The 26,977-nt window shown below is 65.7% G+C and carries 30 protein-coding genes; 16 read left to right on the forward strand and 14 right to left on the reverse strand.

Annotation, left to right across the window (positions count from 1 at the left end):
• The first annotated feature begins 20 nt into the window (after nucleotides 1–20).
• From BM118_RS36780 to BM118_RS36790, 3 genes are read left to right on the forward strand one after another with little or no spacing between them, the layout of a single operon-like run.
• Nucleotides 21–356: an ArsR/SmtB family transcription factor gene (locus tag BM118_RS36780; RefSeq protein ID WP_092192476.1), complete on the forward strand. Its 336-nt coding sequence runs from the start codon at nucleotides 21–23 to the stop codon at nucleotides 354–356.
• Nucleotides 353–817, forward strand: a complete 465-nt coding sequence (locus tag BM118_RS36785; protein WP_092192478.1) for an SRPBCC family protein — start codon at nucleotides 353–355, stop codon at nucleotides 815–817. Before BM118_RS36780 ends, BM118_RS36785 begins: the two co-directional genes overlap by 4 nt.
• Nucleotides 818–829: 12 nt before the next feature.
• Complete coding sequence (locus BM118_RS36790) at nucleotides 830–1,243, forward strand: GFA family protein (protein WP_092192480.1); 414 nt, start codon at nucleotides 830–832, stop codon at nucleotides 1,241–1,243.
• A gap of 10 nt (nucleotides 1,244–1,253) precedes the next feature.
• Here the strand turns inward: BM118_RS36790 and adhP are convergent, their stop codons facing one another.
• The 11 genes from adhP to BM118_RS36845 form a co-directional block, all read right to left on the reverse strand.
• A complete protein-coding gene (gene adhP, locus BM118_RS36795; protein ID WP_092192482.1) occupies nucleotides 1,254–2,279 on the reverse strand; it encodes an alcohol dehydrogenase AdhP in 1,026 nt (341 codons plus the stop codon).
• Nucleotides 2,280–2,424: 145 nt separating this feature from the next.
• Nucleotides 2,425–2,835 carry a DUF2000 family protein gene (locus BM118_RS36800; protein WP_177235022.1) on the reverse strand — a complete coding sequence of 137 codons (411 nt, stop codon included), beginning with the start codon at nucleotides 2,833–2,835 and terminating at the stop codon, nucleotides 2,425–2,427.
• Between the two features lie 122 nt (nucleotides 2,836–2,957).
• The gene (locus tag BM118_RS36805; protein WP_092192486.1) at nucleotides 2,958–3,347 is read right to left on the reverse strand and encodes a DUF4189 domain-containing protein; all 390 of its coding nucleotides are present in this window, start codon (nucleotides 3,345–3,347) and stop codon (nucleotides 2,958–2,960) included.
• Between the two features lie 196 nt (nucleotides 3,348–3,543).
• Complete coding sequence (locus BM118_RS36810; RefSeq protein WP_092192488.1) at nucleotides 3,544–5,148, reverse strand: NTP transferase domain-containing protein; 1,605 nt, start codon at nucleotides 5,146–5,148, stop codon at nucleotides 3,544–3,546.
• Nucleotides 5,145–5,846: an XdhC family protein gene (locus BM118_RS36815; RefSeq protein WP_092192490.1), complete on the reverse strand. Its 702-nt coding sequence runs from the start codon at nucleotides 5,844–5,846 to the stop codon at nucleotides 5,145–5,147. Before BM118_RS36815 ends, BM118_RS36810 begins: the two co-directional genes overlap by 4 nt.
• A 2-nt stretch (nucleotides 5,847–5,848) precedes the next feature.
• On the reverse strand, nucleotides 5,849–6,172 hold the full coding sequence (locus tag BM118_RS36820; RefSeq protein ID WP_011088407.1) for an XdhC family protein: 324 nt from the start codon (nucleotides 6,170–6,172) through the stop codon (nucleotides 5,849–5,851).
• Nucleotides 6,173–6,183: 11 nt separating this feature from the next.
• Nucleotides 6,184–7,386, reverse strand: coding sequence for a vWA domain-containing protein (locus BM118_RS36825; protein ID WP_092192492.1), 1,203 nt, complete (start codon nucleotides 7,384–7,386; stop codon nucleotides 6,184–6,186).
• 165 nt (nucleotides 7,387–7,551) lie between these two features.
• Complete coding sequence (locus BM118_RS36830; RefSeq protein WP_092192494.1) at nucleotides 7,552–8,460, reverse strand: AAA family ATPase; 909 nt, start codon at nucleotides 8,458–8,460, stop codon at nucleotides 7,552–7,554.
• A 63-nt stretch (nucleotides 8,461–8,523) separates the two neighbouring features.
• Nucleotides 8,524–9,330 (reverse strand): FAD binding domain-containing protein, encoded by an 807-nt coding sequence (locus BM118_RS36835; RefSeq protein WP_092192496.1) that lies wholly within the window; start codon nucleotides 9,328–9,330, stop codon nucleotides 8,524–8,526.
• Between the two features lie 36 nt (nucleotides 9,331–9,366).
• Nucleotides 9,367–9,852 (reverse strand): (2Fe-2S)-binding protein, encoded by a 486-nt coding sequence (locus BM118_RS36840; RefSeq protein WP_014494194.1) that lies wholly within the window; start codon nucleotides 9,850–9,852, stop codon nucleotides 9,367–9,369.
• 134 nt (nucleotides 9,853–9,986) lie between these two features.
• Entirely contained in the window at nucleotides 9,987–10,433 is a 447-nt protein-coding gene (locus BM118_RS36845; RefSeq protein WP_027548696.1) for an SRPBCC family protein, read from the reverse strand.
• A 172-nt stretch (nucleotides 10,434–10,605) separates the two neighbouring features.
• Here BM118_RS36845 and BM118_RS36850 point away from each other — a divergent pair, with 172 nt between their 5' ends.
• The 3 genes from BM118_RS36850 to BM118_RS36860 all read left to right on the forward strand — a co-directional run bounded on the left by BM118_RS36850 (nucleotide 10,606) and on the right by BM118_RS36860 (nucleotide 13,313).
• On the forward strand, nucleotides 10,606–11,961 hold the full coding sequence (locus BM118_RS36850; RefSeq protein ID WP_092192498.1) for a 3-carboxy-cis,cis-muconate cycloisomerase: 1,356 nt from the start codon (nucleotides 10,606–10,608) through the stop codon (nucleotides 11,959–11,961).
• A 72-nt stretch (nucleotides 11,962–12,033) separates the two neighbouring features.
• Entirely contained in the window at nucleotides 12,034–12,816 is a 783-nt protein-coding gene (gene pcaD / locus BM118_RS36855) for a 3-oxoadipate enol-lactonase (RefSeq protein WP_092192500.1), read from the forward strand.
• 104 nt (nucleotides 12,817–12,920) lie between these two features.
• Nucleotides 12,921–13,313 carry a carboxymuconolactone decarboxylase family protein gene (locus tag BM118_RS36860; RefSeq protein WP_027548693.1) on the forward strand — a complete coding sequence of 131 codons (393 nt, stop codon included), beginning with the start codon at nucleotides 12,921–12,923 and terminating at the stop codon, nucleotides 13,311–13,313.
• Here BM118_RS36860 and BM118_RS36865 read toward each other — a convergent pair.
• A complete protein-coding gene (locus BM118_RS36865) occupies nucleotides 13,275–13,799 on the reverse strand; it encodes a hypothetical protein (RefSeq protein WP_092192502.1) in 525 nt (174 codons plus the stop codon). The two genes, BM118_RS36860 and BM118_RS36865, sit on opposite strands and share 39 nt — an antisense overlap.
• A 225-nt stretch (nucleotides 13,800–14,024) precedes the next feature.
• Here BM118_RS36865 and BM118_RS36870 point away from each other — a divergent pair, with 225 nt between their 5' ends.
• From BM118_RS36870 to BM118_RS36895, 6 genes are all read left to right on the forward strand, one after another.
• Complete coding sequence (locus BM118_RS36870; RefSeq protein ID WP_177235023.1) at nucleotides 14,025–14,258, forward strand: hypothetical protein; 234 nt, start codon at nucleotides 14,025–14,027, stop codon at nucleotides 14,256–14,258.
• A 273-nt stretch (nucleotides 14,259–14,531) separates the two neighbouring features.
• A complete protein-coding gene (locus BM118_RS36875; protein ID WP_027548690.1) occupies nucleotides 14,532–15,449 on the forward strand; it encodes an ABC transporter permease subunit in 918 nt (305 codons plus the stop codon).
• Nucleotides 15,450–15,508: 59 nt separating this feature from the next.
• Complete coding sequence (gene livM, locus BM118_RS36880; protein ID WP_177235031.1) at nucleotides 15,509–16,786, forward strand: high-affinity branched-chain amino acid ABC transporter permease LivM; 1,278 nt, start codon at nucleotides 15,509–15,511, stop codon at nucleotides 16,784–16,786.
• Nucleotides 16,783–17,616, forward strand: a complete 834-nt coding sequence (locus BM118_RS36885; RefSeq protein WP_092192506.1) for an ABC transporter ATP-binding protein — start codon at nucleotides 16,783–16,785, stop codon at nucleotides 17,614–17,616. The genes livM and BM118_RS36885 overlap by 4 nt, the downstream gene beginning before the upstream one ends.
• On the forward strand, nucleotides 17,613–18,356 hold the full coding sequence (locus BM118_RS36890) for an ABC transporter ATP-binding protein (RefSeq protein ID WP_092192508.1): 744 nt from the start codon (nucleotides 17,613–17,615) through the stop codon (nucleotides 18,354–18,356). The genes BM118_RS36885 and BM118_RS36890 overlap by 4 nt, the downstream gene beginning before the upstream one ends.
• A gap of 150 nt (nucleotides 18,357–18,506) precedes the next feature.
• A complete protein-coding gene (locus BM118_RS36895) occupies nucleotides 18,507–19,625 on the forward strand; it encodes a branched-chain amino acid ABC transporter substrate-binding protein (RefSeq protein ID WP_092192510.1) in 1,119 nt (372 codons plus the stop codon).
• Between the two features lie 89 nt (nucleotides 19,626–19,714).
• Here BM118_RS36895 and BM118_RS36900 read toward each other — a convergent pair whose 3' ends face one another.
• The gene (locus tag BM118_RS36900) at nucleotides 19,715–20,101 is read right to left on the reverse strand and encodes a response regulator (RefSeq protein WP_092192512.1); all 387 of its coding nucleotides are present in this window, start codon (nucleotides 20,099–20,101) and stop codon (nucleotides 19,715–19,717) included.
• Between the two features lie 227 nt (nucleotides 20,102–20,328).
• Here BM118_RS36900 and BM118_RS36905 point away from each other — a divergent pair, with 227 nt between their 5' ends.
• Both BM118_RS36905 and BM118_RS36910 read left to right on the forward strand, forming a co-directional pair.
• Nucleotides 20,329–23,154 carry a PAS domain S-box protein gene (locus BM118_RS36905; protein WP_092192514.1) on the forward strand — a complete coding sequence of 942 codons (2,826 nt, stop codon included), beginning with the start codon at nucleotides 20,329–20,331 and terminating at the stop codon, nucleotides 23,152–23,154.
• A gap of 59 nt (nucleotides 23,155–23,213) precedes the next feature.
• Nucleotides 23,214–24,209 (forward strand): P1 family peptidase, encoded by a 996-nt coding sequence (locus BM118_RS36910; protein WP_092192516.1) that lies wholly within the window; start codon nucleotides 23,214–23,216, stop codon nucleotides 24,207–24,209.
• 125 nt (nucleotides 24,210–24,334) lie between these two features.
• Here the strand turns inward: BM118_RS36910 and BM118_RS36915 are convergent, their stop codons facing one another.
• The gene (locus BM118_RS36915) at nucleotides 24,335–25,153 is read right to left on the reverse strand and encodes an EF-hand domain-containing protein (RefSeq protein ID WP_092192517.1); all 819 of its coding nucleotides are present in this window, start codon (nucleotides 25,151–25,153) and stop codon (nucleotides 24,335–24,337) included.
• 254 nt (nucleotides 25,154–25,407) lie between these two features.
• On the opposite strand from BM118_RS36915, the gene rpe reads away from it, so the two are divergent.
• Together rpe and BM118_RS36925 are read left to right on the forward strand one after the other, a co-directional pair.
• Entirely contained in the window at nucleotides 25,408–26,109 is a 702-nt protein-coding gene (gene rpe, locus BM118_RS36920; RefSeq protein ID WP_092192519.1) for a ribulose-phosphate 3-epimerase, read from the forward strand.
• Nucleotides 26,110–26,158: 49 nt separating this feature from the next.
• Nucleotides 26,159–26,758 carry a hypothetical protein gene (locus BM118_RS36925; protein ID WP_092192521.1) on the forward strand — a complete coding sequence of 200 codons (600 nt, stop codon included), beginning with the start codon at nucleotides 26,159–26,161 and terminating at the stop codon, nucleotides 26,756–26,758.
• Nucleotides 26,759–26,977: the final 219 nt, after the last annotated feature.

The following is a 26,977-nucleotide window of genomic DNA, read 5'->3' on the forward strand; positions in this document are numbered from 1 at the left end:
GCGCTCGCTAATTTATCGGCATGATCGAAGCCGCCCCAAACCCCGTCACCACTGTGATGCGCGCCCTCGCCGATCCGACCCGCCGCGCCGTGTTCGAGCGCGTCTTCGAGAGCAAGGAGATCAGCGTCGCCGAGCTGACGCGCGGCAGTGGCGTGACGCAAGGTGCGATCTCGCAGCACCTGAAGTCGCTGAAACAGGCCGGCCTCGTTGCCGAGCGCGCGGAGGGCCGCAACGTCTACTACCGCGCTGCGCCTGAAGGACTCGAGCCGCTGGTGACCTGGATGGATCATTACGGCGTCTTCTGGCGCGAGCGCTTCCAGAACCTGCGCGACCTCTTGAAGGAGATCGATCCGTGAGTGCTGCCGCGTTGAAAGCTGAAACAAAGGACATCGTCATCGACGAGGTCTTCCCTCACACGGCCGAGACGATCTGGAAGGCGCTGACCAGCGCGCAGCTGATCGCGCGCTGGCTGATGCAGCCGACCGGCTTCGAGGCCGTCGAAGGCAAGGCCTTCACGTTCCAGACCAAACCGGGTGGCGACTGGGACGGCGTGATCCATTGCCAAGTTCTCGAGGTCGTGCCGAACCGCCGCCTCGTCTACGCCTGGAAGGGCGGCGACGAGCGCAACACCGGCTATGGCGCACCGCTCGACACCGTCGTGACCTGGTCCCTCACCCCGGTCGAGGCCGGCACGCGGATCCAGCTGGTGCATGCGGGCTTCGTGCTGCCCAGGAACGAGAGTGCCTACACCATCATGAGCGGCGGCTGGAAGAAGGTCGTCCGACAGCTCGACGAGATCAGCGGCGAAGACAGGTAAGGAGTCATCACGATGGACAAGCCCTATACCGGCGGCTGCGCCTGCGGCGCGATCCGCTATTCGATTCTCGGTGAGCCCCTGTTCAGCAATCATTGCCAGTGCCGGGACTGCCAGCGGGAAAGCGGCAGCGGCCACGGCTCCTACGCGACCTTCGCGCGCGCCGGCGTCACCGTAACCGGCGAGGCGAAGCACTGGGACATGGTCGGCGACAGCGGCAACGTGAAGACGCGTGGCTTCTGCGCCGTCTGCGGCTTGCCGGTTTACCTGACCTTCGCAGCAATGCCCGACATCTTCACCATCCGCGCCGCAAGCCTCGACGAGCCCGCCCGCTACAAGCCGCAGGTGGTGACTTACGCTGCGCGCGGGCATGACTGGGATCGTCTCGATCCGGACCTGCCGAAGTTCGAGACCATGCCGCCGCCGTGAGGCGCCGGCACTAGCCAAAATCCAGCACCATGCGGCCGTCGATCTTGCCGGCCTTCATCCGGTCGAAGACGTCGTTGATCTCAGCGAGCGGCACCTTCGTCACCTCGGCCTTGACCTTGCCGTCGGCGGCGAATGCGATGGCTTCGTCGAGATCGCGACGGGTGCCGACGATGGAGCCGCGCACGGTGATGCGCTTGAGCACGACATCGAAGATCGGCGTCGGGAATTCGCCCGGCGGCAGGCCGACGAGGCTGACGGTACCCTTCCGGCGCACCATCTTCAGTGCCTGGGCAAACGCCGCGGTCGAGACCGCCGTCACCAGCACGCCGTGGGCCCCTCCTCCGGTTGCCGCCAACACCTTGTCGACGGCATCGGCCGCGAGCGCGTTGACGGCGAGGTCGGCGCCGGCCTCGCGTGCGAGCTTGAGCTTGTCCTCGGCGATATCGACGGCCACGACCTTGAGCCCCATCGCCTTGGCATACTGGATCGCGACATGGCCGAGCCCGCCGACACCGGAGATCACGACCCACTCGCCGGGCTTTGCCTCCGTCTCCTTCAAGCCCTTGTAGGTGGTGACGCCGGCGCACAGGATCGGCGCGACGCCCGCAAAATCGATCGTCGCCGGCAGCTTGGCGGCGAACGCGGCCGAGGCGATGACATATTCGGCGAATCCGCCGTTCACGCTATAGCCGGTGTTGTGCTGGTGCTCGCACAGCGTCTCCCAGCCGGTCTCGCAATATTCGCAGGACATGCAGGCGTCATGCAGCCAGGCGACGCCGACGGCATCGCCCACTTTCAGATTTTTCACGCCGGGTCCGAGTGCGGCGACGATGCCGGCAACCTCATGGCCCGGGATGAAGGGCGGAACCGGCTTCACCGGCCAGTCGCCGGAGGCGGCGTGCAGGTCGGTGTGGCAGACGCCGCAAGCCTTCACCTTGACCAGAACCTCGCCGGGACCGGGCTGCGGCACCGGCACGTCCTCGATCACCAGCGGCTTGCCGAATTGTCTGACGATTGCGGCTTTCATGGTCGGCATCGGTCTGCTCCTTTGCATTACGCGGAGCAGACTAGCGAGGCCGCAAGGCTCCCCCTTGATTGGAATCAAACCGCACAAAGTTTGCGCAAGCGCTCGCGTCATCGTGACATCACGATGACGACGCGGCGCGAAGCGCGGGGACGTGTCAGCTATGGAACTTGAGGCCGTCGACGATCTTGTCGATCACCTTGCGCTCGGCGCGAACAGCGATACCGACGAGGTTGAGATCGGCACGCACCACCGCCCTCACCACCTCGCGATTGGCGGCATCATGCGTGGTCTTGAACATGTCCTCGGTATAGACCGCCGGCACCACGTTGCGGGTGAGCGCACGATCGAGCGCGCGCGACAGCGCCGGACCGTCGGCGCCGTAGATCAGGATCGGCTGGCCGATCAGCGCGTGATATGTCGTGCCCGAGGCATCCTCATAGGGCTCACCGATGCATTCGGAAAAAGCCGCGGCGATGCCGCTGGTGAGGAAAGCCGCCACATTGAGCTTCTGCCAGGCCTGAAGATCGGAGCGGATCACGACGGCGATCTTGGTGTCGAACTGCATGCATGTCTCCAAAAAATCGTCATTCCGGGATGCGCCGTCAGGCGCAGACCCGGAATCTGGAGATTATCGCACGAGATTCCGGGTTCGTCGCTACGCGACGCCCCGGAATGACGGAGGAGAATTCAACCCTTCGCGTCGCAGGCCCAGGCGCGGATCACGCATTCCTTGCCGCCGTACTTGTAGCATTCGCGCGTGGCGGCATTGAGCGAAGCGGAGATCTTCGGCTTCACGGCATAACCATACGCGCCGCAGGGGTTCTTGAGATCGACCGACATCGCCGCGCAGGCGCGCTTCATCGTCACCGTCGTGCAATCGCCCTTGCACTGCTTCTGCGCCGCGGCGCGCGCCTCGTGCTCGGCGACGTAATCGAAAGCCTGGCCATAGGCGCCGCACTTGCCGACCGCAAATGCGCCGGCGGCATGTGCATCCGTGATGTGGCGAGCGCCCGCGACACAAACAGACAACGCAAAGAAAAACATCGCGCAACGGCGCGCGACGACATTCGAAGCCATGGAAAAACCCCTCCCCCCAAGGCAGGTGGAGCGGACTCTAAGCCGCGGTCGTTTCCAGATGGTGAACGGGTGGTTGAAATCGAAGCCTTGGGAGGTGCCGTAGGGTGGATTAGCGAAGCGTAATCCACCAACTTCGTTCCGCTATCGCTGAAGCATGGTGGGTTACGCTGCGCTAACCCACCCTACAAGGGAGTCACTATCCCCGCCGTGCCGCTTCCAGCGCCTGCGGCGTGTCGATGTCGAGGAAGGCGCTCTCGCCGTCGACGGGCACTTCGGCGACCGCTTCGGTGTGCTTGGCGATCAGGTGACGCGCGCCGACGTCGCCGTCGAGGGTCATCAATTCCCTGAAGAAGCGGCGCGACCACAGCACGGGATTGCCGCGGCGGCCTTCGCTGACGGGTACGACGATCAGATTGCCGCGGTCCGGCGCGAAGCTGTCGATGAGACGGTCGATCAGGCCGGCATCGATCAGCGGCATATCGCCGAGGCAAACCACGGCGCCGTCGCAAGCTTCAGACACGGCCGCGATGCCGGCCTTGACCGAGCTCGCGATGCCGCCGGCGAAATCCGGATTCCTGACGAACCTCACCTTCAGGCCTTGCAGCGCCTGCTCGACCAGCTCGGTCTGGTGGCCGGTGACGACGATCACCTCGGATGCCTTGGAGGCCAGCGCCTGCTCGGTCGCGATCCGCACCAGCTTCTTGCCGTCGAGCTCGGCGAGCAGCTTGTTCGGCCCGCCCATGCGGGTCGAGCGTCCCGCCGCGAGCACGATGGCGGCGACCTGGCTGTTGCCCTCGATCTCGGGCGTTGCGCGCGGCTGCGGCCGCGTCACGATCTCCATCAGGAGCCCGCCGACGCCCATGCCCATCAGCTCGGCGCGCGTCACCTTGATGCCGGCAAGCAGCCGCATCAGCACCCAGTCGAATCCGTTTTCGACCGGCGAGCGTGCGCAGCCCGGCGCGCCCAGCACCGGCACCCCGCCGGCCCGCGCGATCAGCAGCAGATTGCCGGGATCGACCGGCATACCGAAATGCTCGATCTCACCGCCAATTCCCGTGACGGCCGCCGGGATCACGTCGCGGCGGTCGGCGATCGCGGAGGCGCCGAACACGATGACCAGCTCCGCGCCGAGCGCGAGCAACTCCTTGATCGCGGCCGACAGCGCATGCTCGTCATGCTGGACGCGCCGCTCGGCGATGATGCTGGCGCCGGCCGGCGCCAGCCGCTCGGCGGTGACGCGCAGCGTCTTGTCGATCACCTTGGAGGACAGGCCCGGCAGCAGCGTCGAGACCACGCCGACGCGCTGGATGACGTAGGGGGCGATCTTCAGGACGTCCCTGCCGGCGGCCTTCACCGCGGCATCGCGCAAGGCGCCCTCGACGCCGAACGGAATGATCTTGACGGTGCCGACCATCTCGCCCTCGACCACCGGCTTGTAGGCGGACAGCGTCGCAAAGGTGATGGCCTCGTCGATATTGTTGATGCGGTCAACGGCGGCACGGTCGATCACCAGCACGCCCGGGCGCGCGGCGAACAGGTTGGCGCGGCCGGTGAAGGCGCGCTCGACATGGATGCCCTCGCCGCCGACCGCAAGCGCGATGCTGGCGGCCGCGACGTCCTCGGAGACGTCGCCCTGCTCCATCCGCACCACCACGACGTCCTTGATGCCGGCGCGCTCCAGCGCCTCGACCTCGGCAGGGCCGATCGTCGTGCCTTTCTTCAGCACCAGCGGACCCTGGCGCAGGGTGTGGACGGTCACCCCGCCGATCGCATCCCTGGGGCTCGCCGGGCCGAACTTCATGCCGCTTCTTCTTTTTCTTTGGGTGGCAGCCGGAGCACTGCTGTGATCTCGGCCATGATCGACACCGCGATCTCGGACGGCGAGACCGCGCCGATCGCAAGGCCAATGGGCGCGTGGATGCGCGCGATGTCCGAGTCCTTGGCGCCCTGCGCCCGCAGCCGATCGCCGCGCTTGGCGTGCGTCTTCCGCGAGCCCAGCGCGCCGATATAGAAGCAGCCGCGCTCGAAGGCGTGCAGCAGCGCGGGATCGTCGATCTTCGGATCATGCGTCACCGCGACGAACGCCGTGTAGGCATCGACGTTGAGCGGCGGCAGCGCGGTGTCGGGCCATTCGGCCACCAGCGGAATGTCGGGGAAGCGCTCGGCGCTTGCAAAGGCCGTGCGCGGATCGACGACAGTGACGTCGTAGCCGAGCGAGCGCGCCAGCGGCGCCAGCGCCTGACTGATATGGACCGCGCCGACGATGACGAGCTTTGCGGTCGGCGCGTAGACGTTGAGGAAGAGCTTCTTGCCGCCGACCTCGACATTGGCGCTCTTGCCCATGCGAAGCTGTTTTTCGAGCTCGCCGCGCAGCGGGTCCTTGGCAAAATCATTCGCCTTGACCAGGCGCTGCTCGCCGCTCTCGGTGTCCGTCACCAAGATCGCGGGACGGCGCGCGGCGCGCTCGGCATTGAGTTCGTGCAAAATCGCGAGCTTCACGGCTAGCCGACCTTCTCGACGAAGACACGGATGGTGCCGCCGCAGGACAGCCCGACATTCCAGGCGGTCTCGTCGGCGACGCCGAACTCCAGCATTTTGGGCTTGCCGCTCTCGATCACGTCCATGGCCTCGGTGACCACGGCGCCCTCGACGCAGCCGCCGGAGACGGAGCCTAAGAACGTGCCCTCGTCGTTGATGACGAGGCTTGAGCCCGCCGGGCGCGGCGCCGAGCCCCAGGTCTCCACCACGGTGGCGAGCGCGACGCCACGGCCGGCCTTCTGCCAGTCCTCCGCCGCCCTCAGAATGTCCTCGTCGCGATCGAGCATGGGGTAACCTCTCAAGCTGCGGAACGGATCAGGCTGCGGTGATGCGGCGGCAGCGGCCGGGAGAGCGTCGTGATCAGCTCCTGGATCGAACTCAAATTATGTACCGGGCGGAATTCGTCAACGTGCGGGAGCATCATTTTGATGCCCTGCGCCTTGGCCTCGAAGCCGCCGAAGCGCAACAGCGGGTTGAGCCAGATCAGCCGCCGGCAGGAGCGGTGCAGCCGGTCCATCTCGAAGGCGAGCCTGGAATCGGCCTCCCGCTCCAGCCCGTCGGAGATCAGGAGCACGATGGCGCCCTGGCTCAGGACGCGGCGCGCCCACAATTTGTTGAAGTTGTGCAGCGAGGCCGAGATCCGCGTGCCGCCGGCCCAGTCCTCGACCGAGGCCGAGCAGCTCGCCAGCGCCTCGTCGGGATCGCGCTGGCGCAGCGCGCGGGTGACGTTGGTGAGGCGGGTGCCGAACAGGAACACCGAGACGCGCTTGCGCGCATCGCCGATCGCATGGAGGAAATGCAGGAACAGGCGGGTGTACTCGTTCATCGAGCCCGAGATGTCGAGCAGCGCGACGATCGGCGCCGGCTTCTCGATCCGCCCGAGCCGATGGATGTCGATGATGTCGCCACCGGTGCGCAACGACGCGCGCAGCGTGCGGCGCAGGTCGAGGCGCAGGCCTCGGGAATCGGGCCGGTGCCGGCGCGTCAGCAGTTCGGCCTGCGGCAGCCGCATCCGCTCGACGGCGTGCAAGGCCTCGGTGATCTCCGCTGCGCTCATCTGCGCAAAATCCTTCTTCTGAAGGATTTCCTTGTCGGACACCGACAGGCGCAGGTCCTGCTCCTGGTGCTGCGGCGTCTCCGTCATGCGCGGCTGCGACATCGCTTCCTGCACGCGCCGCGCGCCGGCCTGCGGCTTCTTCTTGGCCTGATCCGGCAGCGGCACCGAATCCAGCATGTGCTTCCACTCCTCCGAGGCGCGGAAGAACAGGTTGAAGGCCTGCTTGAAGATCAGCGCATGCTCGTGGCGCTTGACGAAGATCGCCTCCAGCGTGGTGAACACGTCGGCCCGGTTGCCGATGTCGATCACCTCAAGCGCGTTCATGGCATCGATCACCGCGCCCGGCCCGACCGGCATGCCCGCCGCGCGCAACGCGCGGGCGAAGCCGACGATGTTGTCGGCGAACTGCTCGGTCTGCTCGGGTGCCAGGTGGTTGATGGCCATGGGTCCACACTCTCAGCCGTTCATTCCGGGGCGCGACGAAGTCGCGAGCTATGATGCGCAATTGCGCATCTGAGAATCCATTTATCCACTAACTCTGCGGCCCGATGGATTCCGGGCTCGCGCTGACGCGCGCCCCGGAATGACGAGCTAACTTTGACGCGAGCGTCAATCCTCGCTCGTCGCTTCCTTCAGCACCTTCTGCAAGGCGTCGCCCTGCATGCGGGTGATGTCGTCCTGGTACTTGAGCAGCGCGCCCAGCGTGTCGCCGACCACCTGCGGGGTCAGCGAGCGGGCGTCGAGCTCGGACAGCGCGGTGGCCCAGTCAATGGTCTCGGCGACGCCCGGAGACTTGTAGAAGTCCTGGTTGCGCAGCGCCTGGACGAAGCGCACCACCTGCTGCGACAGCTTTGCCGAGATGCCGGGCACGCGCGTCTTGACGATCGCGAGCTCGCGCTCGGCGGCGGGATAATCCACCCAGTGATAGAGGCAGCGCCGCTTCAGCGCGTCGTGGATCTCGCGGGTGCGGTTGGAGGTGATGATGACGATCGGCGGATGCGGTGCCTTCACGGTGCCGAATTCGGGGATCGTCACCTGGAAGTCGCTGAGGATTTCCAGGAGATAGGCCTCGAACGCCTCGTCGGCGCGGTCGAGCTCGTCGATCAGGAGCACCGGCGGGCCGGCAACGTCGGGCTCCAGCGCCTGGAGCAGCGGCCGCTTGATCATGTAGCGGTCGGCGAAGATGTCGCTCGACAATTGATCGCGATCGGTGTCGCCGGCGGCTTCCGCCATCCGGATCGCGATCATCTGCGCGGCGCTGTTCCACTCGTAGACCGCGGAGGAAACATCGAGGCCTTCGTAGCACTGCAGGCGGATCAGCTTCCGCCCCAGCGCCGCCGACAGCACTTTTGCGATCTCGGTCTTGCCGACGCCGGCCTCGCCTTCGAGAAACAGCGGCCGGCCCATGCGCAGCGACAGGTAGGTCACCGTCGCCAGCGATCGCTCGGCGAGATAGCCGCGCGACGTGAGGAGTTCGAGCATCGCATCGACAGATGCCGGCAGGGCCGCTGAAATCATGAAAGGGCCAGTCTCGTTTACGCCCTCACCGGGGCAAGTCGTCGGGCCAGTTGGTGAGGCCCATCATTCCTTGGCATTGGCGGCGTCGACGGCCCGCCGCGTCAGCACCCCGATGAGGTGCGCGCGGTATTCGGCACTGCCGTGGATGTCGCTGTTGAGACCCTCGGCCGGCACCTCGATGCCATCAAGCGCCTTCGCCGAGAAGCGCTTCTTCAGGGCTTCCTCGAACGCGGTGACGCGGAACACGCCTTCGGAGCCGGCGCCGGTGACGGCAACACGGACGTCCGACGGACGCCGCGCCACGAACACGCCGACCAGCGCGTAACGCGAGGCCTGGTTGCGGAATTTGATGTAGGCGGCCTTCTTCGGCAGCGGGAACATCACCTTGGTGATGATCTCGTCGGCCTCGAGCGCCGTCGTGAACAGCCCCTGGAAATACTCTTCGGCCTTGAGGCGGCGCTTGTTGGTGACGATGGTCGCCCCTAACGCTAGCACCGCGGCCGGATAGTCCGCGGTCGGATCGTTGTTGGCGAGCGAGCCGCCGATCGTGCCCTTGTGGCGCACGGCGGGATCGCCGATTCCGCCGGCAAGGCTCGCGAGCGCCGGGATCGCTTCGCCCACGATGGCGGAGGTCGCGACCTCAGCGTGCCTGGCGGTGGCGCCGATCACCAGCGAGCGGCCCTTCATCTCGATCGTGTTGAGCCCCTCGATATGGGAGAGGTCGACCAGATGCGGCGGGCTGGCGAGGCGCTGCTTCATGACGGGAATCAGCGTGTGACCGCCGGCGATCACCTTGGCGTCTTCGTTCTTCACCAGGAGGTTGGCGGCCTGCCGAACGGTCCCGGGGCGATGATATTTGAATTCGTACATCTGAATGTCCTGATCGCGGGATGCGCGCGTGTCGATTTAGGCGAGGTCGGATTTCGCCATCGCCTTGGCGCCGGCGGAGATCGAGGCGACGATGTTCTGGTAGCCGGTGCAGCGGCAGAGATTGCCTTCCAGCTCCTCGCGGATGGTGTGATCGTCGAGCTCGTGACCCTTGCGATGGACGATGTCGATCGCGGTCATGATCATGCCGGGCGTGCAGAAGCCGCACTGCAGGCCATGGTGCTCGCGGAAGGCTTCCTGCATCGGATGCAGCGGCGCGCCGTCGGCAGCCAGCCCCTCGATCGTCTTGACCTCGTGGCCGTCGGCCATCACGGCAAGCGTGGTGCAGGACTTCACGGCCTTGCCGTCGAGATGCACGACGCAGGCGCCGCACTGCGAGGTGTCGCAGCCGACATGGGTGCCGGTCAGCCGCAGATTCTCGCGCAGGAACTGCACCAGAAGCGTGCGGGGATCGACGTTGGCCGTCACAGGATTGCCGTTCACGATGAGGGAGATTTTTGCCATAAGCACTCTCTATCAGCGCCCCGACGGGTCCCGTCGAAGCGGTTCTTATAATTATTCCAACCCATCATATGGGCCATTATGGCCCGGGGCAACATCGCCCCGGACGCAAGGCGCCATGCCGAAAGCGATAGCCTTCAGCCCTGTACCGCCTTGGCGAAGTTCGCGAAAAACTCGTCGGCCAGCTTCTTGGCGGCGCCGTTGATGAGGCGCTGTCCGAGCTGCGCCAACTTGCCGCCGATCTGCGCCTCGACGTCGTAGGAGAGCAGCGTGCCGCCGTCCTTCTCCGCGAGGTTGACCACGGCGCCGCCCTTGGCGAAGCCGGCCACCCCGCCCTCGCCTTCGCCGGAGATCTTGTAGCCGTTCGGCGGATCGAGATCGGAGAGCGTCACCTTGCCCTTGAAGCGCGCCGACACCGGGCCGACCTTCATTTTCGCTGTGGCGCGGAAGCCGCCGTCGTCGGTCTTCTCCAGCTCCTCGCAGCCGGGGATGCAGGCCTTCAGCACCTCGGGATCGTTGAGCTTGGCCCACACAGCCTCGCGCGGCGCCGCAAGCTGGACTTCGCCGTTCATCGTCATGGCCATGGGGTGCCTCCCTGGATCGTGCAACTATAATGCTGCTCAAGTAACGCACGCAGGCCGCAAAGGAAAGGGCGGCCTCCGGTCACGTGCAATGCATATTCGCAACTGCAAAAAATCTTGTGCGGTCGGTTTGGGATTGGCACAGGCGAGCCATGATGGTTAGGTCCCGCGCAACATGAGCACAGCCCTCTCCCCCCTGCTCGCGCCGATGCTGTCGAGCGCCGCCATGCGCGCCGTCTGCGACGACCGCTCCACCCTCCAGAACATGCTCGATTTCGAGGCAGCCCTGGCCCGGGCCGAGGCCGCCACCGGCGTAATTCCCGCGGCCGCCGTGGGCCCGATCGAAGCCGCATGTCAGGCGGCGTCCTTCGACCCTGCTGCCCTGGCAGAGGCGGCGACACGATCGGGCAATTTGGCCATTCCTCTGGTCAAGACGCTGACCGCCAATGTCGCCAAGGCGGATGCGGAAGCTGCCCGCTACGTGCATTGGGGCGCAACCAGCCAGGACGTCATCGACACCGCGACCATGCTCACACTGCGTGCCGGCATCGATGCACTCGACGCCGACCTCAGCCGTGCCATCAAGGGCTTTGCCGCACTGGCGCGCAATCATCGCAACACCGCCATGGTGGCGCGGACCTGGCTCCAGCATGCGCTGCCGATGCCGTTCGGGCTCAAGGCCGCCGAATATGCCGCAAGCCTTGCCCGCGCCCGCTGCCGCCTCAGGCGGCTCTCCCGCGAGGGCCTCGCGCTGCAATTCGGCGGCGCGGCCGGCACGCTCGCGGCCCTCGGCGACAAGGGGCTCGTCGTTGCGGAGCGACTGGCGCAGGAGCTCAACCTGCCGCTGCCGGAAGCGCCTTGGCACACCCATCGCGACCGCATCGCGGAAGCCGCATCGGCTCTTGCGATTCTCGCCGGAAGCTGCGGCAAGATCGCGCGCGACGTCTCGCTGATGATGCAGACCGATGTCGCCGAGGCGTTCGAGCCAGCCGGCGAAGGCCGCGGCGGCTCCTCGACCATGCCGCACAAGCGCAACCCGGTCGCAGCCGCAAGCGCGCTCGGATGTGCGACCATGGCCCCGCAGCTCGCCGCGACGATTTTTGCCGCGCAGGTGCAGGACCACGAGCGCAGCGCCGGCCCCTGGCACGCGGAATGGCCGACGCTGCCGCAACTGATGCTGGTCACCTCGGGCGCGCTCGCCGCCATCGTCGACATCGCCGAGGGCCTCGACGTCGATGCCGCGCGCATGCGCAGCAATCTCGATGCGACGCACGGGCTGATCATGGCCGAGGCGGTCACCTTCGCGCTGGCCGAGACCATCGGCAAGAGCGATGCGCATCATCTCATCGAAGCCGCGAGCAAGCGCGCAGTCGCCGAGAAGAAGCATCTGCGCGAGGTGCTATCAGGCGATTCGCAGGTCACCGCGCATCTTTCGCCGGAAAAAATTGCGGCATTGTTCGAGCCGATGGCCTATCAAGGGGCTTCCCAAGCCCTGATCGACCGGCTGCTCGACAGCCTCGAGCGAGATTGATTGTTTGAGCATGATCTTTTCGGAAAAACGCTCCACACTTTTCCGGATCATGCTCCAGAACGGAGACGCCGCATGCCCATGATCGATGCCGACGGTTGCCTGATCAACGTCTCCGTCGAGGGCCGCGACGGCGGGCCGACCCTGATGCTGTCCAATTCGCTCGGCTGCACGCTTCAGATGTGGGAGCCGCAGATGAAGGCGCTGACGCAGGTGTTCCGCGTCATCCGCTATGACCGCCGCGGCCACGGCAAGTCGAACGTTCCCCCCGGCCCCTATACGATGGAGCGCTTCGGCCGCGACGTGCTGGCCATCCTCGACGATCTCAACATCGAGAAGGTGCATTGGTGCGGCCTGTCGATGGGCGGCATGGTCGGGCAATGGCTGGGCGCGAATGCGCCGGAGCGCTTCGGCAAGCTGATCCTCGCCAACACCTCCTGCTACTACGCCGAGCCGACCAAATGGCTGGAACGCATCGATGCCGTGAAGAAGGGCGGCATCGCGGCGGTGGCCGATGCCGTGATCGCGGGCTGGCTCACCCAGGATTTCCGCGAGCGCGAGCCAGACATCACCGCCCGGATGAAGGCGATGCTGCTCGCCTCCCCCGTCGAGGGCTATCTCGCCTGCTGCGAGGCGCTGTCGACGCTCGACCAGCGCGAGCTGCTGCCAAAGATCAAGAGCCCGACATTGGTGATCGCCGGCCGCAACGACATGGCGACGCCGATATCCGCGGGCGAGCTGATCCGCTCAAAAATTCCCGGCGCGAGCATGACCATCATCGACGCCGCTCATATTTCCAATGTCGAGCAGCCCCACGCGTTCACCGATGCGGTGGTGGGGTTCCTGACGCAACGCTGATCTCACAGCTCGTCATTGCGAGCGGAGCGAAGCAATCCAGACTGTCTCCGCGGAAAGATTCTGGATTGCTTCGCTGCGCTCGCAATGACGGAGAGGAGGATACGATGGACGACCAGAAGCGCCGCGATGCCGGCATGAACGTGCGCCGCAAAGTGTTGGGCAATGCCTGGGTCGACAAGTCGATCGCGGGTCGCAATGCCTTCAACACCGATTTCCAGGACCTGATCACCCGCTACGCCTGGGGCGAGATCTGGACGCGGCCGCATTTCGACGAGCGCACCCGGCGGGTGCTTGTGATCGGCACCATGGTCGCGCTCGGACAGTGGGACGAATTTCGCCTGCATGTGCGCGCGGCACTCGCCGAAGGCGGCTTCACCCCCGACGACATCAAGGAAATCTTGCTCCAGCAGGCGATCTATTGCGGCGTGCCGGCGGCGAACCACGCCGTCAAGGAAGCCTCAGCGATTGTGCAGGAGCTCGGCCTGCTCAAGACCTAGCGGCGCGGCGGCCTCGGCGGTCTTGGGTGCCGCCACAGGCCGCTCGATCACCATCACGATCGCAGCCCCCAGCAGCAGCAAGAGCTCGGTGGCGTGCAGCCGGAGCGCGGCCATCTCGCCGACCTTCGAGGCCATGACCATGCTCGCAAACGAGATCAGGCTGCCGATCGCCAGCGCAATGCCGAGCGCCTCGTCACTGCCGCCAGTCCTGCGGACGCGGGGAATGCACAGCAGCGCGAGGTAGATCGCGAAGAACGCCACCACGGTCAGCCGTCCCAGTGCCAGCAGCCAGGCCGCGCGCACCGTGTCCATCCCCGCCATCTGGAGATGGTCGCTGAGGAACAGCGCCACGGCGACGCTCGGCCGCTCGTAGAGGCCGTGCACCGGTGCCACCATGATGTTGAAGGCAACCAGCGTCCAGGCCGGGATGAAATAGGCCGCCAGCAGCGCGCCGTTGACCGAGTCGATCCGCCAATTCCTGAACATGCCGCTTCCCGCTTCGCCTGCCACGCAGCCTTCAATGGGAAGGCTTTGCCGGGAGCTAACTCGCATCAGACTGTGGCGGCAATTTAAACCCTTTGTTTACCTTAACCGCCAGGCGGCCGGCGCCCCAAACGAAAAGAGCCCCGCCTTTCGGCGGGGCCCGTGCTCACTCACTCCTGCTCACTCGCAACTGCTCACTCCCGGGCTCCCAGACTAGTTGTCCTGACCGTGCTGGCCACCCTGCTGGCCGGGCCGGTTACCCTGACGCATCGGGTCATTCTGCTGCTGCTGTCCGGGCTTCTGCCCGCCGCCCTGCTGCTGCCCTGGCTGCTGACTTGGCTGCTGACTTGGCTGCTGACTTGGGCGCTGCTGACCGGGGTTCTGAGTCTGCTGACCCGGATTCTGGTTCTGCTGCTTCGTCATCGGGGGGAACTCCCTTGTTGGACGTCAGAGGGAAAGTAACAACGAGCCCTGGATTTGGTTGCTGTGCGGAACCCGGTTCCTCGCAGCTGCGGAACCGGGGATGACGTCCGTCACCACCGGGGGACGACGTCCGTCACCAAATGAGTTCTGTACAAGCCCTTATGCTAAGGCCTGCACAGTTGCGGCCGCCAGTTCCCTCCTGTTACAAAACGAGAAGAATGCTCAAGGGCTGCCGGGGCCCGAGAAGAAACTCAATCACTCTCTCTCGAAGAGCTCCCTTTGAGCCGCCTCAGGTTTGGTAAACGGCAGCCTATGGATTATTTCGCCCAGCAGCTCATTAACGGCCTCGTGCTCGGCTCCATCTACGGCCTGATCGCGATCGGCTACACGATGGTCTACGGCATCGTCGGCATGATCAACTTCGCCCATGGCGACGTCTTCATGATCGGCGGCTTCATCGCCCTGATCACCTTCCTGATCCTGATCTCGCTCGGCCTGACCGCGATCCCGGTGATCCTGCTCGTCGTGCTGCTGGTCGCTATGGCGATCACGGCGCTTTATGGCTGGACCATCGAGCGCATCGCCTACCGGCCGCTGCGGCATTCCTTCCGCCTCGCCCCGATGCTGTCGGCGATCGGCATGTCGTTCGTGCTGACCAACTATTCGCAGGTGGCGCAAGGCGCCCGCGTCAAGCCGATCCCGCCCTTCATCACCGGCGGCTACACGCTGCATGAGAGCGCGGACGGCTTCGTCATCCAGCTCTCCAACATCCAGATCATGGTGGTCATCACCACCATCGTGCTGCTGGCGATCTTCACCTGGCTGGTGTCGCGCACGCGGCTCGGGCGCGACATGCGCGCCTGCGAGCAGGACCAGACCATGGCGGCCCTGCTGGGCGTCGACGTCGACCGCACCATCTCCATGACCTTCGTGATCGGCGCCGCGCTCGCCGCAGTCGCGGGTTTCATGTACCTGCTCTATTACGGTCTGGTCGACTTCTTCATGGGCTTCGTTGCCGGCATCAAGGCCTTCACGGCGGCCGTGCTCGGCGGCATCGGCTCGCTGCCCGGCGCCATGCTCGGCGGTCTTGCGATCGGCCTGATCGAGACGTTCTGGTCGGCCTATTTCTCGGTCGAATACAAGGACGTCGCGGCATTCTCGATCCTGATCGTCGTGCTGATCTTCATGCCGACCGGCCTGCTCGGCCGTCCCGAAGTCGAAAAAGTCTGACGGACCGCCGCGTGACACCCATCCCGCACAAGACCACGCACGCAAGCCGCACCGCCGGCATGACCTATATCCTGAAAAAATCCCTGCTCAGTGCGCTGGTCGCGCTGGTGCTGTTCTCACTGATGGTCGGCGTCCGAACCGAGGCCGGCTCCGACGGCCAGCTCACCTATTGGACGCGTTTCGGCGAGGTCGCAGCGCTTGTCGCCGCCGTGTTCGGAGGCTCCATCGTCATCGAGTTGCTCCGGCAATGGATCGGCCCGGCCGGCGCCGAGAAGCTGGTGCCGCCTGCAGTGCAGAGCGGGATGTCGTTCGTCGGCCGCTACCTCGCGCCCGCGCTTTTGATCTTCACGCTGCTGGTGCCTGTGATCTTCTATAACCAGCGCTACATCCTCGACCTCGCGATCCTCGTGCTCACCTATGTCATGCTGGGCTGGGGATTGAACGTGGTGGTCGGCCTCGCCGGCCTGCTCGATCTCGGCTACGTCGCCTTCTATGCGGTGGGCGCCTATTCCTACGCGCTGCTTGCCACCAATTTCGGCTGGTCGTTCTGGGTCTGCCTGCCGCTCGCCGGCATCCTCGCCGCGTTCTGGGGCGTGCTGCTCGGCTTCCCGGTGCTGCGCCTGCGCGGCGACTATCTCGCCATCGTGACGCTCGCCTTTGGCGAGATCATCCGCCTCGTCATCATCAACTGGCAAAGCCTGACCGGCGGCCCCAACGGCGTCCCCGGCATTCCCCGCCCCTCCTTCTTCGGCATCCCGCTCGACAACAGCGACGACGGGCTCGCCGCCAAGCTCGGCATCGAGTACTCGCCGACCCATCGCATCGTCTTCCTGTTCTATCTGATCCTGGCGCTCGCGCTGCTCACCAACTGGGTGACGATCCGCCTGCGCCGTCTGCCGATCGGCCGCGCCTGGGAGGCCTTGCGCGAGGACGAGGTCGCCTGCCGCGCGCTCGGCATCAACACCACGACCACCAAGCTGACCGCGTTCGCGACCGGCGCGATGTTCGGCGGCTTTGCCGGTGCGTTCTTCGCCACCCGCCAGGGCTTCATCAGCCCGGAATCGTTCACCTTCCAGGAATCGGCGCTGGTGCTGGCCATCGTCGTGCTCGGCGGCATGGGCTCGCAACTCGGCGTGGCCCTTGCCGCGCTGGCCATGATCGGCGGCTTCGAGCTGTTCCGCGGCCTCGAGACCTACCGCATGCTGGTGTTCGGCATGGCCATGGTGCTGATCATGATCTGGCGGCCGCGCGGCCTGATCGGCCATCGCGCGCCGACCGTGTATCTGACCAAGGCGCAGGCGATCTCCTCCGACCTCGTCAAGGAAGGGCACGGATGAGCGGCGACACGATTCTCAGCGTCGACCAGCTGACCATGCGCTTCGGCGGCATCGTGGCCGTGCAGGACCTGTCGTTCTCGGCCGAGCGCAAGAAGATCACCGCGCTGATCGGGCCGAACGGCGCCGGCAAGACCACCGTTTTCAACTGCATCACCGGCTTCTACAAGCCGAGCGGCGGTTCCATCCGCCTCGCCCACGACGACGGCAAGGTCATCGCGCTGGAGCGGCTGAACGATTTCCGCATCGCCAAGCAGGCCAAGGTGGCGCGCACCTTCCAGAATATCCGCCTGTTTCCCGGCATGACCGCGCTGGAAAACCTGATGGTGGCGCAGCACAACGCCTTGATGCGGGCCTCCGGCCTCACCTTCCTCGGCCTGATCGGTGCGCCCGGCTATCGCGATGCCGAGAAGCGCGCGATCGATCTGGCCACCGACTGGCTCAGGCGGGTCAACCTGCTCGACCGCGCCGACGATGCCGCCGGCAATTTCGCCTATGGCGACCAGCGACGGCTCGAAATCGCGCGGGCGATGTGCACCGAGCCCGCGCTTCTGTGCCTGGACGAGCCCGCAGCCGGCCTCAACGCGCGCGAGAGCGCCGCCTTGAGCGAGCTCCTGCTCTCGATCCGCAACGAGCTCGGCACCTCGATCCTCCTGATCGAGCACGACATGTCGGTGGTGATGGAGATCTCCGACCACATCGTGGTGATGGACCACGGCGTGAAGATCGCGCAAGGCACGCCGCGCGAGGTCCGTGACGATCCCAAGGTGATCGCCGCCTATCTCGGCGCCGACGAGGAAGAGGCGGTCGCCGTGATGGAGGGCGGGTCGTGACTTCGGCGCCCACTCCCCTGCTCGCGATCCGCGGCCTGCGCGCCGCCTACGGCAAGATCGAGGCGCTGAAGGGCGTCGACGTCGAGATCAATGCCGGCGAGATCGTCGCGCTGATCGGCGCCAACGGCGCCGGCAAGTCGACGCTGATGATGACGATCTTCGGCAAGCCGCGGGCCCGCGCCGGCCAGATCGTGTACGAAGGCCGCGACATCACCGACGTGCCCACCCACGAAATCGCGCATTTGCGCATCGCGCAATCGCCGGAGGGACGGCGCATCTTCCCGCGCATGAGCGTGGCGGAAAACCTCCAGATGGGGGCCGACGCCACCGGATGCACCGATTCCGAACGCGACGCGACGCTGGCACGCGTCTTCACGCTGTTTCCGCGGCTGAAGGAGCGCTACGCCCAGCGCGGCGGAACCCTGTCCGGCGGCGAGCAGCAGATGCTGGCGATCGGCCGCGCCTTGATGAGCCGTCCCCGCCTGCTCCTGCTCGACGAGCCCTCGCTCGGGCTCGCGCCGCTGATCGCGCGCCAGATTTTCGATGCCATCCGCACCCTGAACCGGCAGGACGGCCTGACCGTCCTGATCGTCGAGCAGAACGCCAACCATGCGCTCAAGCTCGCCCATCGCGGCTATGTCATGGTCAATGGCCTGATCACGCTGGCCGGGACCGGCGCCGAGTTGTTGCAGCGCCCCGAGATTCGCGCCGCCTATCTGGAAGGCGGCCGACACGGCTGAGGCGGGCCGCGTGCGGCCTAATATGGCGAGATATCTCCGCCGATGCCCGTATTTTGCCGGTGACTTCTCCTCGAATTCGTTCAAGAATGGTGCCGGTTTGGACCGGGCATGCCCGGCAACTTCCACAGGCGACCACCCGCGAGGTATCTCATGAAATCACTGAAGCTCATCGGTCTGGCATTCGGCGCGTCGATTGCGTTGTCGAGCGCGGCATTCGCGCAGGATGTCAGCATCGCAGTCGCAGGTCCAATGACCGGCGGCGAGTCCGCCTTCGGCCGCCAGATGAAGAACGGCGCCGAGATGGCCGTGGCCGATATCAACGCCGCCGGCGGCGTCAACGGCAAGAAGCTCGCGCTCTCCATCGAGGACGATGCCTGCGATCCGAAACAGGCGCGCTCGGTCGCCGAGAAGATCGCCGGCGCGAAGATGCCGTTCGTCGCCGGGCACTATTGCTCGTCGTCGTCGATCCCCGCCTCCGAAGCCTATGCCGACGGCAACGTGCTCCAGATCACCCCGGCCTCGACCAATCCTCTGTTCACCGAGCGCAAGCTCTGGAACGTGGCGCGCGTCTGCGGCCGTGACGATCAGCAGGGCCTGATCGCGGCGCAGTACATCGCCAAGAACTTCAAGGGCAAGAACATTGCGATCCTCAACGACAAGACCACCTACGGCAAGGGTCTTGCGGACGAGACCAAGAAGGCGCTCAACAAGGCCGGCGTCACCGAGAAGATGTACGAGTCCTACAACAAGGGCGACAAGGACTTCAACGCGATCGTCTCGCGCCTGAAGCGCGACAACATCGATCTCGTCTATGTCGGCGGCTACCATCAGGAGAGCGGCCTGATCCTGCGCCAGATGCGCGACCAGGGTCTCAAGACGGTGCTGATGGCCGGCGACGCACTCGCCGACAAGGAGTACGCCTCCATCACCGGCCCGGCCGGCGAAGGCACCCTGTTCACCTTCGGCCCCGATCCGCGCAACAAGCCGACCGCCAAGAAGATCGTCGATGCCTTCAAGGCCAAGAACATCGACCCCGAAGGCTATACGCTCTACACCTATGCGGCGATGCAGGTCTGGTCGCAGGCGGCCAAGAAGGCCGGCACCACCGATGCCAAGAAGGTCATGGAGGCGATGAAGGCCGGCAAGTGGGACACCGTGATCGGCCCGATCGAGTATGACGCCAAGGGCGACATCAAGCAGATCGACTACGTCGTCTACAAATGGGATGCCAAGGGCGGCTACACCGAGATCAAAGGCAGCGGCACCTAACGCGTGGCCTCAGGGCCGCCATCCAAACGTCATCACGCCCCGGCTCGCCCGGGGCGTTCTTCTTTTGGGCAAGGGTTTTTGGGCAAGGGTCAGACGGCTGCGGGCAGTTCGCCGCCCGCAGCGGCCTGGGCCTTCCGCAGCGCTTGCAGGAGATCGTTCGGCCGAAACGGTTTTTGCAGGCAGACCACGTTGGCAAGGTGAGGCGATTGTTCCATGAAATCCAGCGCCGTCATCCCGGACACCGCGATGATCGGGAGTCCCGGCGCGCGCTCGCGCAGCCTCGCGATGACTTCGACGCCGCTGGTGTCGCCAAGGAAGATATCGACGATCGCCGCGTCAAACGGACCTTCCGCGAAGGCGTTCAGCCCGGCCGCGCCGCTTTCGGCCTCCACGACCTCGAAACGATGGACCCGAAGCACGATCCCGACCATCGCGCGGACGTCCTTCTGGTCGTCGATGACGAGAACGCGGGGCATGGGGAACACCTCCCGGATATTGGGATCAAAATCGACGATTCAGACCTGGAACCCACTACGGCGGCAGGGCATTATGGCACCGTCCAGTAAAGCGCATCTTACCCGATCCCTATTCCGTGGTCCCACCAGAATTAAGTAATCTGTAACTTTCGGTTGAGTCGCGGCCGCAACAGTTCAGCATGTGCGCCCGTAACCCGCTACCATAACGCTGGCCTGCGGGGATTTGAATGACGTCGATGAAGATGGCGAAGACCGGTCTGCGAGAGGTGGACGTGCCCGCAACGATCGACCGAAGCACGTTCCTTTCGACCCTGCCGGCCACCTCGACCGACCGCACCGCTGCATTGGCGGTCGTCGGCATATCCGCGATCCTGTTCGCATTGGCAGTCCCCTTCGCGGGTACCCCGCTCCTGCCCGTCCCGGCCTTTGTCGCGAGCTATCAAGCGGCCCTCGCCGTGAGCGACGTCGTGACCGCCGTGCTGCTGCTGTCGCAGTTTTCGGTCCTGCGGACCCGCGCGCTGCTGTGGCTTGCGAGCGGCTATCTGTTCACCGCCGCGGCGGCGCTGGTTCATGCCCTCACCTTCCCCGGACTGTTCACCCCGACCGGACTTTTCGGCGCGGGCCGGCAAACCACGGTCTGGCTCTACATGATCTGGCACGGCGGCTTCCCGATATTCGTGCTGGGTTATGCCTGGCTGAAGGAGGCCGACGGCGGCGCCAGGATCCGCGGCACGACGACCAGGGCGATCTACGCCATCGTGTTCGGCGTCGTCGCCGCCATGGCCGTCTTCGCCTGGATCGTCACTGCCCAGCACGATCTGCTCCCGGTCCTGCTGCGCGACGGCCACTACACGCCGACCATGATCGGCGTCGTGTCCTTCGTGTGGTCGCTCAGCTTTGCCGCCCTCGTCTCGCTCTGGTTCCGCAGGCCGTATTCGGTGATCGACGTCTGGCTCATGGTCGTGATGTGCGCCTGGCTGTTCGACATCGCGCTTTCGGCGATCGTGAACGTCGCGCGCTTCGACCTCGGCTTCTACGCCGGCCGCCTCTACGGCCTCTGCGCGGCGACCTTCGTGCTCGCGGTGCTCCTGGTCGAGAATGTCCGCCTCCAGGCGCAGACCGCGAGCATGGTCGGCGCGCTGAAACGCCGATCGGACGCCGAGCGCGACTATCACGCCGAGCGCGAGCGGCTGTTCACCGCCGTCGTCGAATCCTCCAACGACGCCATCATCACCAAGTCGCTCGACGGCACCATCACGACCTGGAACAGCGCGGCCGAGCGCGTCTTCGGCTACTCCGCCAACGAGGCGGTCGGCCGTTCCATCGACATCATCATGCCGGACGATCAACGTGACGACGTCGCCGAGAATCTGGCTCGCACCCGCAACGGCGAGGTCATCGACCAGCAGGAGACCGTACGGCTGCACAAGAGCGGTCAACCTATCGACGTGGTACTGAGCCAGGTCCCGCTGCGATCGACCGAGGGCAAGATCATCGGCGCGTCCAAGGTGGCCCGCGACGTCACCGAGCGGAAGCGGGCGGAGGTGGCGCTCAATCGGGAGATCGAGGAGCGCCAGCGCATTTTCGAGACCTCGCAGGACCTGATCCTGGTCACCGACGGTTTCGGCAATTTCATCCAGGTCAGCCCCAGTGTGAAGGACATCCTCGGCTTCAGCCCGGACGACATGGTCGGGCACAGTGCGATCGAGTTCATCCACCCTGATGACCTCGAGAGCACGCGCAGCGAGATGCGCGCGGCGCGGCGCGGCGCGGTCAAGCGCAGCTTCGAGGCGCGCTACTATCACTACGACGGCCACGAGGTCACGCTGAACTGGATGGGCACCTGGTCCGAGCCGGTGAAACGCCATTTCTTCATCGGCCGCGACCTCACCGAGAAGCAGGCCGCCGAGGCCCAGCTGCGGCAGGTCCAGAAGATGGATTCGATCGGCCAGTTGACCGGCGGCGTCGCCCACGACTTCAACAACGTGCTGACCGTCATCACCGGCACGATCGGCATTCTGTCGGATGCGGTCGCCGACCGTCCCGAGCTCGCCGCCATCACCAAGCTGATCGACGACGCCGCCGAGCGCGGCGCGCAGCTGACCAAGCACCTGCTCGCCTTCGCCCGCAAGCAGCCGCTCCAGCCGCGCGAGATCGACGTCAATGCGCTGACGCTCGAGGCCGCCAAGCTGCTGCATCCGACGCTGGGCGAGCAGATCACCATCATGCCCCAGCTCACCGAGGATGCCTGGCCGACGCTGGTCGATCCCGGCCAGCTCTCCACGGCCATCCTCAACCTCGCGCTGAACGCGCGCGATGCCATGCCCGACGGCGGCACCCTGGTGCTCGAGACCCGCAACGTCTTCCTCGACGACGGCTATGCCAGCATGAATCCCGACGTCGTTGCCGGCAATTACGTGATGATCGCGGTCAGCGACACCGGCACCGGAATTCCGGCCGATCTGATCGAGCGGGTGTTCGATCCGTTCTTCACGACCAAGGAGGTCGGCAAGGGCACCGGCCTCGGGCTCAGCATGGTGTTCGGCTTCGTCAAGCAGTCCGGCGGCCACATCAAGATCTACAGCGAGGAAGGTCACGGCACGAGCGTGAAGATCTACCTGCCGCGCTCCACCGGCGTGCAGGAAACCGAGTTCGAGGCGCTCCAGAACGCGCCCGTCGCCGGCGGCAGCGAGAAGATCCTGATCGTCGAGGACGACGCGCTGGTACGGCAATATGTCGTGACCCAGATCAAGAGCCTCGGCTATGCCGCGCTCGAAGCCGGCAACGCGGCCGAAGCCCTCACCATCATCGACGCCGACAAGGACATCGACCTGCTCTTCACCGACGTCATCATGCCGGGCGCCATGAACGGCCGTCAGCTCGCCGATGAAGCGGCCCGCCGCCGCCCCGACCTGAAGACGCTGTTCACCTCGGGCTACACCGAGAACGCCATCGTCCATCACGGCCGGCTCGACTCCGGCGTGCTGCTGCTGGCCAAGCCCTACCGCAAGTCCGAGCTGGCCAAGATGCTCAGGACCGCGCTGGCGAGTTGAGCCTGCGGCGTCTCTGCGCTATCGCAGAAACGGACTCCTTATCAGCGCGCGAGGCCACCTTGAAAAACCTTCTCACCGACATCGCCGGCGTCCGCGTCGGCCATGCCGAGGATGCCAAAGTCGCTTCCGGCACGACCGCGATCATCTTCGATTCCCCCGCGGTCGCGGCGATCGACGTCCGCGGCGGCGGTCCCGGCACGCGCGAGGACGCACTGCTCGATCTCGCCAATACCGTCGAACGCATCGACGCGATCGCGCTGTCGGGCGGCTCCGCCTTTGGCCTCGACACCGGCGGCGGCGTGCAGGCCTGGCTCGCCGAGCAGGGCCGCGGCCACCGGGTTCGCGAAGCGCTGATCCCGATCGTGCCGGGCGCGATCCTGTTCGATCTCCTCAATGGCGGCGACAAGGCCTGGGGACGCTTTTCGCCCTATCGCGACCTCGGCTACGCCGCGGCAGCCGCCGCCGGCACGGACTTCGCGCTCGGCAGCGTCGGCGCAGGCCTCGGTGCCACCACCGCGACGTTCAAGGGCGGGCTCGGCTCAGCCTCGGACGTGACCCCTGATGGCGTCAAGGTCGCGGCGATCGTCGCCGTCAACGCGGTCGGCAGTGTCACCGTCGGCGACGGGCCGTGGTTCTGGGCGGCGCCGTTCGAGGTGGGCGGCGAATACGGTGGACGGGGGCTGCCCGACAAGTTCACCGACGACATGCTCCGCATGCGCATCAAAGGCGGTCCCGCGGCGAGCGCACGCGAAAATACCACCATCGGGGCCGTCGTCACCGACGCGGTGCTGACCAAACCCCAGGCCAAGCGGCTGGCGATGATCGCCCACACCGGCTTTGCCCGCGCCATCTATCCGGTGCATGCACCGACCGACGGCGACGTGCTGTTTGCGGCTGCGACCTGCGAGAAGCCGATCGAGCCGCTGGTCGGCCTCACCGAGCTCGGCACCGTCGCCGCCAACGTGGTCGCGCGCGCGATCGCACGCGGCGTGTATTGCGCGACGGCGCTGCCGTTCGGCGGCGCGCAGCAGGCGTGGCAGGACCGGTTTGGCTAGCGCCTCACATCAGGTGTCATCGCCCGGCGAAGACCGGGCGATCCGGTATTCCAGAGACGGTTGTGATTGAACCGAGAGGCCGCGGCGTACTGCATGCCCCGGTCGGGGCATGACAGCAAACAAGCTCACACGCTCATCGACATCGAGGAAGCGGTGGACCCGGATGCGGCCTGCGCCTGGCGCTGCATCATCTGTCCGAACCAGTCGTAGGGCGAGTTACCGCCGCCGCTCGCATTTGAGGAGCTGGACGCGCCCGGGACCGTCGTCGACATCTTGAAGCCGTCGGCATAGGTGACGGTGGTTGTGCTCGAGCCGTCGGCATTGGTCGTCGTGGTCGAGGTCGATCCGCCGCTCGACGACGAGGAGGAGGAATCCGAGCCGCTGCCGGAGGCATCGCCCGATCCGCCGGCACCCTGGGCTTGGTGGTGACCGCGATGGCCGCTCTTCAGCGCTTTCGACATCTCGTCGAGGTTGACGCTGCCGTCGGCATTCGAATCCAGCTTCGAGAACACGTCATCGGCCTGCGTCAGGTTGGTGCCGCCGGCTCCCAGCGCGTTCTCGAATTCGGACTTGGTGATCTTGCCGTCGCCGTCCGCATCGATCTGCGAGAACAGGTCCTTCAGCGCAGCGTCCCGGCTGGTCGACGTCGAGGACGACGAACTCGACGAGGTCGAGGTCGCCGCGCTGCTGCTGCCGTCCGACGACTGGCTTTGCGCGGCAATCAGCGCGCTCATCGTCTCCGGTGCGATCTGCGCACAATTGCCCGAGTTGACCGACGAGGTCGCGCCGCTGCTCGTGCTGTTGCTGCCGCTGTCGATCGCGAACGGATTGGTCGACGCGCCCTGCGATGATCCCGTCTTGTGGGTCGAGGATGACGATTTCGAATTTGTCAGCGACTGGATCGCATCGAGCGCACTCGAGACGGCGCCAAGGGCAAACAACATTGCACAACTCCAACCGATGCGGCATGCCGCGGTCAATGTTCCGGGGAGGAAGTCAGCAAGCGCCGTGCCAGCGCGAAAAGCTCAATGAATTCCGCTTGCAGCGCACCCGGCGCGGCCCGGCAATATCGGCAATTCGTGCCGGAGACGGCAGAAATTTCCGCCCACAGGAAGCGCGCCCCTGCTGCATTGCCCGCCACGGAGGCCCATGTTAGGCGAGGCCCATTCCTCTTTCGGCCGCCTCGGGAAACAGCGTCATGACCCAAGCCTTCACCCCCCGCCCCCTGGCAATCGCCCCCTCGATCCTGGCCTCGGATTTCTCCAGGCTCGGCGAAGAGGTTCGCGCGGTGGACGCCGCCGGCGCCGACTGGATCCATCTCGACGTGATGGACGGACACTTCGTTCCGAACATTTCCTATGGCCCCGACATCATCAAGGCGATGCGTCCGCACACCAGGAAGGTGTTCGATGCGCACCTGATGATCTCGCCTTGCGATCCCTATCTCGAGGCCTTCGCGAAAGCCGGCTGCGACCACATCACGGTCCATGCGGAAGCGGGTCCCCATCTGCACCGCTCGCTCCAGGCGATCCGCGCGTTCGGCAAGAAGGCCGGCGTCTCGCTCAATCCGGGCACGCCCATCAGCGCGCTCGAATACGTCCTCGACCTGGTCGATCTCGTGCTGGTGATGTCGGTCAATCCCGGCTTCGGCGGCCAGGCTTTCATCCCCTCCGCGATCGGCAAGATCCGCGACATCCGCGCGATGACGGCGGGTCGTCCGATCGACATCGAGGTCGACGGCGGGGTCGGGCCCGACGTCGCGGGCGCGCTCGCCGCGGCCGGCGCCAACGCCTTCGTCGCCGGCACCTCCGTGTTCAGGGGCGGCACGCAGGAGGCCTACAAGAACAATATTGCCGCGATCCGCACCGCGGCGGCAACGGCGCGCGGCGAGGCCATCTGACGGCCATTCGTGGTCCGAACCGGCCTTGCGGCCGCTGCGACCAATGGGAATGGATGAAATCCGCGCCACTCCGTTTTCCGCAGGCCTGCGGAGTCTGCGCATCGAGGCCCTGCAGGACGGGGAGCAGGTGGTCTGGCAGGGTCAGCCCGACGGCGTCGCCCGCATGATCATGTGGCGATTTCTCTGGTGGACCGGATTCCCCTGGCTGTTGCTGACCGTCATCGCCATCAGAAACGATTGGATCGACCAGGCGGCCCAACCCCTCGTGATGCTCGGAGTTGCAATGGTTGCAGCCCCGCTGGTGATGCTGCTGCAAGACCTGCAGACGCTCTATCTGATCACCGATCGCCGCGCGCTGATCCTGCGAACGGCCTGGGGCAGACGGACGGTCAGCCAGACACCGTTCCAGGCGATGGACGCGGACTTCGAAATCCTCGCCATCGGCGGTGGAGCCGGTCACCTCAACTTCGCGTCAGGGCGATCGACCCGTTCGCCCGATACCGACTACACCGGCCGTTACGGGTTTCGCTTTGTTCGAGACGCTCCGCGCGTCCGGGATATCCTCGAAGGCGCGCGCACAGGCAAGACGCGGCGGCTGCACACGCAAAAACCCGCGGCTTTTACGGGCGCCGCAGCGCGCGATGCCTAAAATTGTCCCTGCGACCCGTACTCATCCGGGCTTCACTGATTCGCGCAAATCACCGCTACTGGCTCCTGCCTGCTTTTGACGGGAGCACATCATGACGACGACCCTGGTTTGGACTGGCGTGGCGTTGTGGCTTGGTTTCAGTGGATTTGTTGTGTTCGGCCCATCGGTCGGACCGGCGAAGGTTGCGGCACGTTCCGCCCGCATCAATCACCTTCGTCG

This window comes from Bradyrhizobium sp. cf659 (genome assembly GCF_900113725.1).
Lineage (GTDB): Bacteria > Pseudomonadota > Alphaproteobacteria > Rhizobiales > Xanthobacteraceae > Bradyrhizobium.